The organism is Streptomyces wedmorensis, from assembly GCF_000716445.1.
Lineage (GTDB): Bacteria > Actinomycetota > Actinomycetes > Streptomycetales > Streptomycetaceae > Streptomyces > Streptomyces wedmorensis.
Genome location: NZ_JNWK01000045.1, coordinates 1 through 12,362, shown reverse-complemented (window position 1 = coordinate 12,362; position 12,362 = coordinate 1). Strand labels below are relative to the sequence as shown.

Here is a 12,362-nt window from a genome sequence, read left to right as displayed (position 1 = left end):
CGAATCCGGCGGGATGCTTCGGACACCCCGGTGCCAGGCTTCGCGGGCCCGGCCCCGACCGGCACAGGACACCCCTAGGGGACGGGACCGGCCAGGGACGACTCCTGGGGTACGCGCGCGTGGGGCGGCGCAACCGACGGGGTACGGCGGGTGTCCTCCGTGGGGTGACGCCGGGCACCTGACCGTGCGCCCACGCTGACCGGGTGAATCAGGACGTACTCGATCTCGCGCGGCTGCAGTTCGCCCTCACGGCGGGCGGCCACTTCCTCTTCGTCGCCCTCACCCTGGGGCTGGTGACGGTCGTGGCCGTGCTCCAGACCAGGGCCACCCTCAGCCGGAAGCCGCTGCACGCGCGCATGGTGCGCTTCTGGGGCCAGTTGTACGTGATCAACTACGCGGTCGGCATCGTCACGGGCCTCGTGATGGAGTTCCAGTTCGGCATGGCCTGGAGCGGGCTCACCCACGAGGCGGGCAACGTCCTCGGCGCCTCGCTCGCCGTGGAGACGATCGTGGCGTTCTTCGTCGAGTCGACCTTCCTCGGCCTGTGGATCTTCGGCTGGAACCGGCTCGGTCGCTGGGCCCACCTGGCCGCGATCTGGATCGTCTGCCTGACCGCCTACCTCTCGGCGTACTGGATCCTCGTCTCCAACGGCTTCCTCAACCACCCGGTGGGGTACGGCTCCGAGAACGGCGAGCTGGTCCTCGACGACCCGGTCGCGGTCCTGACCAACCCGTCGGCGCTCCTCGCCTTCGGGCACGTCCTGGCGGGCGCCCTGCTCACCGCAGGGTTCTTCATGGCCGGAGTGAGCGCGTACCACCTGTTCCGGCGCACCCCCGAGTGGGAGTTCTTCGGCCGCAGTCTGCGGATCGGGGTGTTCCTGTCGGCGCCGGCGCTGATGGCGGCGGCGGTCTTCGGCGGGCTCCAGTTCGGCGTCCTGGCCACGTTCCAGCCGATGAAGTCGGCCGTCTTCAGCGGCGAGGCGGCGGAGATCGCCCGGCTCCAGACGGAGATGACGGCCCGTTTCGGGCCGGGCGACTACGTGCCGTCGGAGGCCTGGACCCGGGGCGGCGGTCTCGTGATGCTGATCGCCTTCGCGCTGATGATGTACCTGTGCTTCGCCGGGGTGATCCTGGCCTGCTTCAAGAAGGTCGTCTTCCGGTTCCGGTTGTGGCACCTCGCCCTGATGGCGGCCGTACCGCTGCCGTATCTGGCCATGATCGGCGGCTGGGTCTTCCGGGAGGCCGGGCGGCAGCCCTGGGTGGTCTACGGGCTGCTCAGGACGGAGGACGCGGTCTCGGACCTCTCCCCCGCCACCATGCGTCTCTCCCTCGCCGTCTTCACCACGGTCTTCGTCCTGCTCGCCGTGCTCAACGCCTGGCTGCTGACCCGGCACGCCCGCCGCGGCCCCGTCGAGTCCGGCCTCGGCCACGACGAGCGGCCCTCCGGCGCGGCGGACGGGCCCGACCCCGCCGACGCCCTGCCCGCACCGCGCTACTGACGCCGCCCCCGTCGAGGAACACCCGAGGAGTCCCCGTGGAGACCCTGTCCATCGCCCTGCTCGCCTTCTTCGCCGCGGGCTGGTTCGTGCTCGCCGGCGCGGACATCGGCACCGGCATGCTCACCCCCTGGCTCGGCCGGGACGACCGCGAGCGGCGCCTCGTCCTCGCCTCCTTCGCCCCCTTCTTCCTGGGCAACGAGGTCTGGCTGGTCGCCGCCGCGGGCGTGCTCGTCGGCTGCTTCCCCACTCTCGAAGGGGAGCTCCTCAGCGGCCAGTTCCCGGTCCTCGTGGCCCTCCTGACCGGCTGGATCGTCCGGGACGCGGGGCTCTGGTCGCGCGGCCGGGGCCCGGGCCCCCGCTGGCGCGCGGGCTGCGACACCGCCGTGACGTGCGGCAGCTGGACCGTGGCGCTCTCCTGGGGGTGGCTGCTCGCGGCCCTGCTCACAGGACGGCCGTACGCGTCGGCGACCGGCCCGACGGCCGCCCTCACCGCGCTCGCCGTGGCGGCGCTGTTCGCCGCGCACGGCCTCGGCTTCGCCACGCTCCGGCTCACGGGACCGCCGTACGAGCGGGCCCGCCGGCTCGTCGGACGCACCGGGCGCCCGTGGTGGTCCTTCGCGTTCACCGGTGTCCTGCTCGCCGGGCTGCCGCTCGCCGCGGGGACCGCTCTCCCGCTGGCCGGGCGGACGGCGGCCCCGGCCACGCTCGCCCTGCTCGTGCCCGCCCTGCTCGCCGTCACCCCGCTCCTGGTCGCCGTCCAGGCCTGGACCTGGCACGCCTTCCGGCACCGGGTGACCCGGCCCTCCTACCTCTGACCCACGCGCGCGGGGCCCGGTCAGGACTCGTCGGGCGAGGACTCCTTCTTGTGGTGCAGGGCCTTCTGGAGCCGGGCCACCACCGCCTCGCCGTACCGCCGGTGGCCGTGGACGCGCGGGTCGTCGGTGACGTCGTACCGCTTCACGTAGGCGCCCAGGAAGGCCTGCAGGGTGGCGACGGCCGGGATGGCGATCAGCGCGCCGACGGCGCCGAGCAGCGCCGTGCCCGCGATGACCGAGCCGAAGGCCACCGCCGGGTGGATGTCCACGGTCTTGGAGGTCAGCTTCGGCTGGAGCACGTAGTTCTCGAACTGCTGGTAGACCACGACGAAGCAAAGCACCCACAGCGCGTACCAGGGGTTGACGGTGAAGGCGATCAGCATCGGCAGCGCGCCGGCCAGGTAGGTGCCGATCGTCGGGATGAACTGCGAGACCAGGCCGACCCACACGGCGAGCGCGGGGGCGTACGGCACGCCGAGGATCTCGAAGAGCACGAAGTGCGCGACGCCCGAGATGAGGGCCATCAGGCCGCGTGAGTAGAGGTAGCCGCCGGTCTTGTCGACCGCGATCTCCCAGGCCCGCAGCACCTCGGTCTGGCGGGCGGGCGGCAGGACGGAGCACAGGGCGCGCCGCAGCCGGGGCCCGTCGGCGGCGAAGTAGAACGAGAACAGGAAGATCGTCAGGAGCCGGAACAGGCCGCCGAGGACGGTGGCGGAGACGTCGAGGACTCCGGACGCGCTGTTCTGCACGTACTTCTGCAGCCAGTCGGAACGCAGCACGCTGTCCTGGACCTCGACCCGCGAGAGGTCCGTGTGGAAGCTCTGGTTGATCCAGTTGATCAGCGAGTCGAGGTACTTGGGGAAGTTCTCGACCATGTCGACGATCTGGCCGGCGAGCATCGACCCGAGGAGGACGACGAAGCCGACGCCGAAGACCAGGACGGCGAGGAAGACCAGGAAGGTGGCGAGGCCCCGGCGCATCCCGCGCGCCGCCATCCGCCCGACCGCCGGCTCGATGGCGAGGGCGAGGAAGAAGGCGAGCAGGATGTTGACGAGGAGGCCGACGAGCTGGTGGAAGGCCCAGCTGCCGAGCAGGAAACAGGAGTAGAGCGCGAGGGCCAGGACGAGGGCGCGCGGCAGCCAGCGCGGCATCCGCGCCGCCGTGGCCGCCGAGGGCGCGGGCGGCGCCGCCACGGCCCCGGAGGCGGAGGGCTCCAGAGCGCCTCTGTCGCTCACCTCGCCGGTCCCCTCGCGGGAGCCGGCGGTCACGTCCGCGGGAGCCGTCGGTTCGGTGGGCGTCGCCGGTTCGGTGGGGGCTGTCGGTTCTGTCTTGTCGCTGTCGTCAGTCGGGGCCACCCCGCCAGTCTCGCGCACCGCGCGGACATTCCACCCGGGGCCCCGCACATCGCCGCTTGTCACCCGGCCGTTCGCCGGCCGGTCACCGCTTGTCGGCCGGTACGCCGACGGCCGCGCAGACCGCCCGCCACACGTCCTTCGCCTCCCAGCCGGCGTCCAGCGCTTCGCGCACCGTCCGCCCGCCGAGCTCCGCCATCACGTGGTCCCGCGCGAAGGACTCGGCGTAGGACGAACCGAAGTGGTCCGCCATCCGTTCCCAGAAAATCGTCAACCGCATGACTCCAGTATCCCGCTCCCAAGAGTGCAGCCCGCTCCTCAGGCCTTGTCACCGCGACTTTCCGCCCTACGGTCGGAGCATGGCCGAAAAACCCCTCTCCTCCCCGCCCTCGACCCCCCTGGCACGCGCCGAGCGTTTCGTCTGGCTGACGGCCCGGGTCCTCGAACAGCACCGCTTCGCCTACCACTTCCTGCGCGGCGGCCCGGACCAGGTCGAGGCGGCCCTCCTCGCCTACCTCAACGAGGACGGCGGCTACGGCCACGCGCTCGAACCCGATCTCCGCGGACCGGTCAGCCAGCCCCTCCACACCGCGCACGCGTTGCGGGTCCTGGACTCCATCGGCCGCTGCGGCGGGCTGCGCGTGGAGCGGATCTGCCGCTACCTCACGGACGTGTCGACGCACGACGGCGCGCTGCCGGCGATCCACCCGTCCCAGGCCGACTACCCCTCGGCGCCGTTCGTCCCGGTCGTCGACTCCCCGCCGAGCTCCCTGCTCGCGACCGGTCCCGTGGTCGGGCTGCTGCACCGCAACCAGGTCTGGCACGCCTGGCTGTTCCGGGCCACCGAGTTCTGCTGGGCGGCCGTCGAGTCGCTGGAGAAATCGCATCCGTACGAGGTCCAGGCCGCCGTCGCGTTCCTCGACGGAGCCCCGGACCGCTCGCGCGCCGAGGCCGCCGCCGACCGGCTGGGCCGACTGGTCCGCGAGCAGCGGCTCGCCGTCCTGGACCCGGACCGGCCGGACGACTACCCGGTCGCGGACGGGTACGCGCCCGGTGAGCACCACTTCCCGCACGACTACGCGCGCGTGCCGGACTCGCTGGCGGCGCACTGGTTCACGGACGAGGAGATGGCCCGCTCCCTGGACCGGCTCGCGGCGGACCAGCAGGAGGACGGCGGCTGGCCGATCCGCTGGCGCGCCTGGGCCCCCGGCTCCGCCCTGGAGTGGCGCCCGATCGTCACGGTCGAGGCGCTGCGCACCCTCCGCGCCCACGGCCGCTCCATCGACTGAGCCCGGCGGCGGTGGCCCCGGGCGACCCGGCGGCCGGGGTCGCCGCCGTTCGTCTCCCGCTCACCAGCCCAGGGCCCGCACCCCCGCGGTGACCGCGACGGCCGCGCCGACGACGACCAGGAACGGGGCCCGCAGGACGAGCGCGACGGCGGCCGCGGCCAGCCCGGCTGCCCGTGCGTCCAGGACGAGCGAGCCGCCGGCGCTGAACGTCTGCTGGGCGGTGAGCGCGGCGAGCAGGGCGACGGGCAGCAGGGCCGCGAGCCTCTGCACGAGCGGCCGCTCCAGCGTTCCGGCGGGGACGAGCAGGCCGACCAGTTTCATCAGGTAGCACCCGGCGGCGGTCAGGCCGATCGCGATCCACACGTTCATCGGGAGTCCTCCTCCTTCGTCTCCGGGCCCGCCTCGGCGGCGCGGTCGGTCCGTTCGGCGCCACCGGGTGCGGCGCTCGCCCGCCGGCCCCGCAACCAGAGCACGGCGGGCGCGGCCAGGGCCGCGGCGAGGACCGGGACGCCGGCGGGCAGGACGGGCAGCAGCCCGAGGCCGAGCAGGACGGCGATGCCGGCGGTGGCCCGCTCGGTCGCCGTCTTGAGCATGGGGGCGAGCAGGGCCAGGAAGACGGCGGGACCGGCCGCGTCGAGGCCCCAGGCCGCCGTGTCGCCGAGTGCCTCGGCGCCGAGCGCCCCGAGCAGCGTGGTGACGTTCCACAGGACGTAGAGCGTGAGGCCGGTGACGGTGAAGCCGACGCGCGCCGCCCGGCGGGACGGCTGCGCGAGGGCGACCGCGGTCGTCTCGTCGATCACCCAGTGCGCGGCGAACGGCCTGACGGCCTTCGGCAGGGCGAGGAGCTGGGAGAGCCGAAGCCCGTAGAAGGCGTTGCGAGTGCCGAGGAAGAAGGCCCCGGCGGCGGCCGTGAACGGGTTGCCGCCCGCGGCGAGCGCGCCGACGAGGGCGAACTGCGACGCGCCGGTGAAGACGAGCAGGCTGAGCGCGCAGGTCTGGAGGAGGCCGAGTCCGGCGCCCGCCGAGGTGACGCCGAAGGCGAACCCGGACAGGCCGACGGCGACACCGACGCCCAGGGCGTCGCGCACGACCGCCGCGTCGGGTTTCGCCGGTGTGCCGGGGTCGCGTATGACGGGGGGAGCTGTCTGTTCTGCCACGTCAGGGACGTTACGACAGTCCGAGGCGGCCGGTCTTGTACGTTCTTGCGCCCGCCTTCACGGCCCGGTCGGCTCGTCCCGCACACCCTGCCCACCGCTCCCGCGCACACCACGCGCGCGCTGGTAGGCGCCCGGCGGCACCCCGACGCTGCGGGTGAAGTGCCGGTTGAGGTGCGACTGGTCGGTGAACCCCACGGCGGCGGCCGCGTCCGCGGGCGGCGTCCCCGCGTCGAGGAGCCGTCTGGCCCGCCGTACGCGCGCGTCCGTGAGCCACGTGTGCGGGGGCATCCCGTACGCCGACCGGAAGGCCCTGAGGAGGGCGAAGGGGCTGGTGCCCAGGTCCCCGGCGAGGCGCTCCAAGGTCGGCGGCTCGGCCATCCGCTCCTCCAGGACGGCACGCGCGCGTGCCGCGTCCCGAGCGCCCGCCGAGCGGGGCGGGAGCGGTGTGATCAGCCCGCCGTGGCTGCGCAGCATGCGGGCCGTGACGAGCCGGAGCAGGCTGTCCGCCGCGAGCGCGTTGCCCTCCTCGGCGGCCCGGTGGACGCCGACGACGAGCCGGGCGGCGTACGGGTCGTCGACGACGGGCGTCGTGAAGCCGGCCGAGCCGCGCAGGGCGAGGGTGTCGGCGGCGATCGAGCGGACGATCTCCGCGTCGGGGTAGATCGTGCGGTACGTCCACCCCTCGGGCACGCCCGCGTGCCCGGTGTGCGAGGTGTCCGGGTTGACCAGGGCTATCTGCCCGGGACCCGCGTGGACGAGTTCGTCGCGGTAGTGGAAGGCCTCGACGCCCTCGGTGATCGCGGCGAGGACGAAGGTCTCGTGGGTGTGCCGTGCGAACGCCTTGCGGATGTAGTGGGCGTGCAGCAGGTCGACGCCGGGCAGCTCGGAGTACTGCCAGTAGCGCGCCCGCTCCCCACTCGTCATGCCTCCCATTCTGCGCCCGGGGGCCGGCGGAGACTTCTGCCCCGGGTCCGGGCGTCCTCGACGCGGGGGCGCCCGCGGGTCCCGGCGGGGTCGCGGCACGGTTTTCCACAGGTCCGGGCGGTTGTCAGTGGCGGGGTGCACGATGGGTGGCATGGTCAGGTCCGCGCTCGACTCGTTCTCCCCCGCGACCCGTGGTTGGTTCACCGGGGCCTTCGCCGCGCCCACGGCGGCGCAGGAAGGCGCCTGGAAGGCCATCGGCGAGGGCTCCGACGTGCTGGTCGTCGCGCCGACCGGCTCGGGCAAGACGCTGGCGGCCTTCCTCGCCTCCCTGGACGCGCTGGCCTCCACGCCGCCGCCCGCCGACGCGAAGAAGCGCTGCCGCGTGCTGTACGTGTCACCGCTGAAGGCCCTCGCCGTGGACGTCGAGCGGAACCTGCGCTCGCCCCTGACCGGCATCCGGCAGGAGTCGGTGCGCCTCGGGATGCCGGAGCCCGACGTCCGGGTCGGGATCCGCTCCGGTGACACCCCGCCCGCCGAGCGCCGGGCACTCGCCACCCGCCCCCCGGACATCCTGATCACCACGCCCGAGTCGCTGTTCCTGATGCTGACCTCCGCGACCCGCGAGGCCCTGTCTGGCGTGGAGACGGTCATCCTGGACGAGGTCCACGCGGTCGCGGGCACCAAGCGGGGCGCACACCTGGCCCTCTCCCTGGAGCGGCTCGACGAACTGCTGCCCCGCCCCGCGCGCCGGATCGGCCTGTCGGCCACGGTCCGCCCGGTGGACGAGGTGGCCCGCTACCTCTCCCCGAAGCGCGCCGTGGAGATCGTCCAGCCGCCGTCGGGCAAGGAGTTCGACCTCTCCGTGGTCGTGCCCGTCGAGGACATGGGCGAGCTGGGAGGCTCACCGGCGTCCGAAGGCAAGGAGGGCGGGGACAAGCCGTCGATCTGGCCGCAGGTCGAGGAACGGATCGCCGACCTCGTCCAGGCCCACCGGTCGACGATCGTCTTCGCCAACTCCCGCCGCCTGGCCGAGCGCCTCTGCAACCGGCTGAACGAGATCGCGTACGAGCGGGCGACCGGCGAGCCGCTCCCCGAGGGCGCTCCCCCCGCCCAGGTCATGGCCCAGTCGGGAGCGGCGCACGGCGCCCCGCCGCTGCTCGCCCGGGCCCACCACGGCTCGGTGTCGAAGGAGCAGCGCGCCCAGGTGGAGGAGGACCTGAAGGCGGGCCGCCTGCCCGCCGTGGTCGCCACCTCCAGCCTGGAGCTGGGCATCGACATGGGCGCGGTCGACCTGGTCGTCCAGGTCGAGTCGCCGCCCTCGGTCGCCTCCGGACTCCAGCGCGTGGGACGCGCGGGGCACCAGGTCGGCGCGGTGTCGACGGGCGTGGTCTTCCCCAAGTACCGGGGCGACCTGGTGCAGGCCGCGGTGGTCACCGAGCGGATGCGCACCGGCTCCATCGAGTCGATGCGGATCCCCGGCAACCCGCTGGACGTCCTGGCCCAGCAACTGGTCGCCATGGTCGCGCTCGACACCTGGCAGGTGGACGACCTGCTGGCCGTGGTGCGCCGGGCGGCGCCGTTCTCGTCGCTGCCGGAGTCGGCGTTCACCGGCGTCCTGGACATGCTCGCGGGGCGCTACCCCTCGGACGCCTTCGCCGATCTGCGCCCGCGCGTGGTGTGGGACCGGGTGACCGGGACGGTCACCGGACGGCCCGGCGCGCAGCGACTCGCCGTCACCTCCGGCGGCACGATCCCCGACCGGGGCCTGTTCGGCGTCTTCCTGGCGGGCTCGGACCCCAAGAAGGGCGGCGGCCGCGTCGGGGAGCTCGACGAGGAGATGGTGTACGAGTCGCGCGTCGGCGACGTCTTCACGCTCGGTACCACCTCGTGGCGCATCGAGGACATCACCCGGGACCGGGTGCTCGTCACGCCCGCGCCCGGGGTGCCCGGCAGGCTGCCGTTCTGGAAGGGCGACCAGCTCGGCCGGCCCCTCGAACTGGGCCGTGCCGTCGGCGCGTTCCTCCGCGAGGTCGGCGCCCTCTCCGACGAGGACGCGCGTCTGCGGCTGCTCGCCGCCGGCCTGGACGCCTGGGCCGCGGACAACGTCCTCGCCTACCTCAGGGAGCAGCGCGAGGCCTGCGGGCACGTGCCGGACGACCGGACGATCCTGGTCGAGCGCTTCCGGGACGAGCTCGGGGACTGGCGGGTCGTCATCCACTCCCCCTTCGGCGCGCAGGTGCACGCTCCCTGGGCGCTGGCGCTCGGCGCCCGCCTGGCCGAGCGGTACGGCATGGACGCGCAGGTGATGCACGCGGACGACGGCATCGTGCTGCGCCTGCCGGACGCGGACCTGATGGGCCTGGAGATGGGCCTCGACCTCCTCGACCACGAACCGGTGGACCCGGGCCGGCACCTGGACACGACGTACGACGCCGACAAGGCGCCCATCGGCGCGGCCGACGCCCTCTTCGACAAGGGCGAGATCGGGCAGATCGTCACCGACCAGGTGGGCGGCTCCGCGCTGTTCGCCTCCCGGTTCCGCGAGTGCGCCGCCCGCGCCCTGCTGCTGCCCAAGCGGAATCCCGGCAAGCGCACCCCGCTCTGGCAGCAGCGGCAGCGCGCCTCGCAGCTCCTCCAGGTGGCGAGCGAGTTCGGCTCGTTCCCGATCGTCCTCGAAGCGGTCCGCGAATGTCTCCAGGACGTCTTCGACGTCCCCGGGCTCACGGAGCTGATGGGCGACATCGAGGCCCGCCGCGTCCGACTGGTCGAGGTGACCACCCCCGAGCCGTCCCCCTTCGCCCGCTCACTGCTCTTCGGCTACGTCGCGCAGTTCCTGTACGAGGGTGACTCCCCGCTCGCCGAGCGGCGGGCGGCCGCGCTGTCCCTGGACTCCCGGCTGCTCGCCGAGCTCCTCGGCCAGGCGGAGCTGCGCGAACTGCTGGACCCCGAGGTCCTGACCGAGCTGGAGCGGGAGCTCCAGTGGCTGACGGAGGACCGGCGGATCAAGGACGTGGAGGGCGTCGCCGACCTGCTGCGGGTCCTGGGGCCGCTCACCGACACCGAGCTCGCCGAGCGGGGCGCCGAGCCGGGCTGGGCGCCGGAGCTCGCGACCGCGCGGCGCGCCATCCGGGTCCGGATCTCGGGCCTGGAGCACTGGGCCGCGATCGAGGACGCGGGCCGGCTCCGGGACGCCCTGGGCACGGCCCTGCCCGTCGGCGTGCCCGAGGCCTTCACCGAACCGGTCAAGGACCCGCTGGGCGACCTCCTCGCCCGGTACGCGCGCACCCACGGCCCGTTCACGTCCTCCGGAGCCGCCCACCGCTTCGGCCTGGGGGCAGCCGTCACCGACGGCGCCCTCCAGCGGCTCGCCGCGTCGGGCCGCGTGGTCCAGGGCGAGTTCCACCCCTCCGGCATCGGTCAGGAGTGGTGCGACGCCACCGTCCTGCGCCGGCTGCGGCGCCGCTCCCTGGCGGCCCTGCGCCACGAACTGGAACCGGTGCCCCCGGCGGCCCTCGCCACCTTCCTGCCGCAGTGGCAGCACCTGGGGAGCAACAGTCTGCGCGGCATCGACGGCCTCGCCCGCGCGATCGAGCAGCTCCAGGGCGCTCCGGTCCCCGCCTCCGCCCTGGAGAAGCTCATCCTGCCGTCGCGGGTCAGGGACTACTCCCCTGCGCTCCTGGACGAGCTGACGACCACCGGCGAGGTCCTCTGGGCGGGTGCCGGGTCGCTTCCCGGCAAGGACGGCTGGGTCTCGCTCTACCTCGCGGACGCGGCACCCCTGCTCCTGCCGCCCCCGCACCCACTGGAGCTGTCCGCACTGCACGAGTCGGTGCTCACCGCCCTCTCCGGCGGGTACGGCCTGTTCTTCCGCCAGATCGCCGACCAGATCCGGGCCACCACCCACCCGGACGCCACCGACCCCCAGCTCGCCGACGCCCTCTGGGACCTGGCCTGGTCGGGCCGGCTCACCAACGACACCCTGGCCCCGCTGCGCGCGCTGCTCGGCTCGGGCCGCACGGCCGGCTCCACCGCCCACCGCGCACGCCGCACGGTCCCCCGCGGCCGGTACGGCACCCTCACCGCGGCCGCCCGCCCGGCCTCCCGCACCGGCCCGCCGACGGTCTCCGGCCGCTGGTCGCTGCTGCCGCCCGCCGAGCCCGAACGGACCCACCGGGCCCACGCCCTCGCCCGCACCCTCCTGGACCGGCACGGCGTCGTCACCCGCGGCGCGGTGGCCGCCGAGGGCGTCGAAGGCGGCTTCTCCGCGACGTACCGCATCCTGTCCGCCTTCGAGGACAGCGGCCAGGCCCGCCGCGGCTATGTCGTCGAGGGGCTCGGCGCGGCCCAGTTCGCGATGGACGGCGCGGTGGACCGGCTGCGCGCCGCCGCGACCGCCCGCGACCGCGGCGCCGAAGCCGCCACCGGCCCCCGCGCCCTGGTCCTCGCCGCGGCCGACCCGGCGAACGCCTACGGCGCCGCGCTCCCCTGGCCCGAGCCCCCGACCGGCGCCGGCCACAAGCCTGGCCGCAAAGCCGGCGCGATGGTCGTCCTCGTCGACGGCGAACTCACGCTCTACATGGAGCGCGGCGGCAAAACCCTCCTCTCCTGGGCGACCGCCCCCGACGACCCCGCCCTCACCGCCGCCGCCGAGGCCCTCGCCGCGGCCGCCCGCCTCGGCTCCCTCGGCACCGTCACCGTCGAGCGCGTCAACGGCACCACCTCCCTCACCTCCCCCCTCTCCCGCCCCCTCGAATCCGCCGGCTTCCACGCCACCCCCCGAGGCCTCCGCCTCCGTCCCTAACCCCACCACCCCGCCCCCCGCACAGGCCTCCACGCCCCTGGGCCGCCGCCCGCCCATCCGAGCCTCCACCCGCCTGGGCCGCCGCCCACCCCGTGCGCGCCCGCCCCCATCCGAGCCTCCACCCGCCTGGGCTGTCCCCTCGCCCTGTGCGGGCTGCCACGCCGCACCCCCGTGCGAGCCCGCGCCCGCTGCCGTGCGGGCTGACACACCACACCCCCGTGTGGCCCACGTCCACGTGGGCCTGCCGCCCCGCCCCCGGGCGGCCCGCACCCGCGTGGGCCCGCGCCCGCTGCCATGTGGGCCCGCGCCCGCTGCCGCGTGGGCTGGCCACGCCGCACCCCCGTGTGGGCAATCGTCCCGCTGGGGCGGGACGGGTGGGCACACGGGACGGCGCCCTCGGCGGCGCCTCCGCCCCTGTTGCCCTGGCCCGCACCCGTTGCGCACCGCACTGTCCGTGCGGGTTCAGGCGCGGAAGCCTGGGCCCGGCAAGGGGCGCCGTCCGTTGTGCCCACCCGTTCCGCCCCA

General features: G+C 74.6%; 9 protein-coding genes. 4 read left to right on the top strand and 5 right to left on the bottom strand.

Annotated features, from left to right (window positions below):
* Nucleotides 1-203 precede the first annotated feature (203 nt).
* Together OO54_RS29700 and OO54_RS29695 are read left to right on the top strand one after the other, a co-directional pair.
* Complete coding sequence (locus tag OO54_RS29700) at nt 204-1,499, top strand: cytochrome ubiquinol oxidase subunit I (protein ID WP_033208478.1); 1,296 nt, start codon at nt 204-206, stop codon at nt 1,497-1,499.
* A 35-nt stretch (nt 1,500-1,534) separates the two neighbouring features.
* Complete coding sequence (locus tag OO54_RS29695) at nt 1,535-2,314, top strand: cytochrome d ubiquinol oxidase subunit II (RefSeq protein ID WP_033208476.1); 780 nt, start codon at nt 1,535-1,537, stop codon at nt 2,312-2,314.
* 20 nt (nt 2,315-2,334) lie between these two features.
* On the opposite strand, the gene OO54_RS29690 is transcribed toward OO54_RS29695, so the two are convergent.
* Nucleotides 2,335-3,465 (bottom strand): AI-2E family transporter, encoded by a 1,131-nt coding sequence (locus OO54_RS29690; protein WP_033208557.1) that lies wholly within the window; start codon nt 3,463-3,465, stop codon nt 2,335-2,337.
* Nucleotides 3,466-3,751: 286 nt separating this feature from the next.
* Nucleotides 3,752-3,946 (bottom strand): DUF3046 domain-containing protein, encoded by a 195-nt coding sequence (locus tag OO54_RS29685; protein WP_033208473.1) that lies wholly within the window; start codon nt 3,944-3,946, stop codon nt 3,752-3,754.
* Between the two features lie 79 nt (nt 3,947-4,025).
* On the opposite strand from OO54_RS29685, the gene OO54_RS29680 reads away from it, so the two are divergent.
* Complete coding sequence (locus OO54_RS29680; protein WP_033208470.1) at nt 4,026-4,955, top strand: hypothetical protein; 930 nt, start codon at nt 4,026-4,028, stop codon at nt 4,953-4,955.
* Between the two features lie 60 nt (nt 4,956-5,015).
* Here the strand turns inward: OO54_RS29680 and OO54_RS29675 are convergent, their stop codons facing one another.
* From OO54_RS29675 to OO54_RS29665, 3 genes are read right to left on the bottom strand one after another with little or no spacing between them, the layout of a single operon-like run.
* On the bottom strand, nt 5,016-5,324 hold the full coding sequence (locus OO54_RS29675; RefSeq protein WP_017237745.1) for an AzlD domain-containing protein: 309 nt from the start codon (nt 5,322-5,324) through the stop codon (nt 5,016-5,018).
* Nucleotides 5,321-6,112 (bottom strand): AzlC family ABC transporter permease, encoded by a 792-nt coding sequence (locus tag OO54_RS29670; protein ID WP_033208468.1) that lies wholly within the window; start codon nt 6,110-6,112, stop codon nt 5,321-5,323. Before OO54_RS29670 ends, OO54_RS29675 begins: the two co-directional genes overlap by 4 nt.
* A 57-nt stretch (nt 6,113-6,169) precedes the next feature.
* Nucleotides 6,170-7,036, bottom strand: coding sequence for an AraC family transcriptional regulator (locus OO54_RS29665; protein ID WP_399523826.1), 867 nt, complete (start codon nt 7,034-7,036; stop codon nt 6,170-6,172).
* Nucleotides 7,037-7,187: 151 nt separating this feature from the next.
* Here OO54_RS29665 and OO54_RS29660 point away from each other — a divergent pair, with 151 nt between their 5' ends.
* On the top strand, nt 7,188-11,837 hold the full coding sequence (locus OO54_RS29660) for an Lhr family ATP-dependent helicase (RefSeq protein ID WP_033208462.1): 4,650 nt from the start codon (nt 7,188-7,190) through the stop codon (nt 11,835-11,837).
* Nucleotides 11,838-12,362 lie beyond the last annotated feature (525 nt).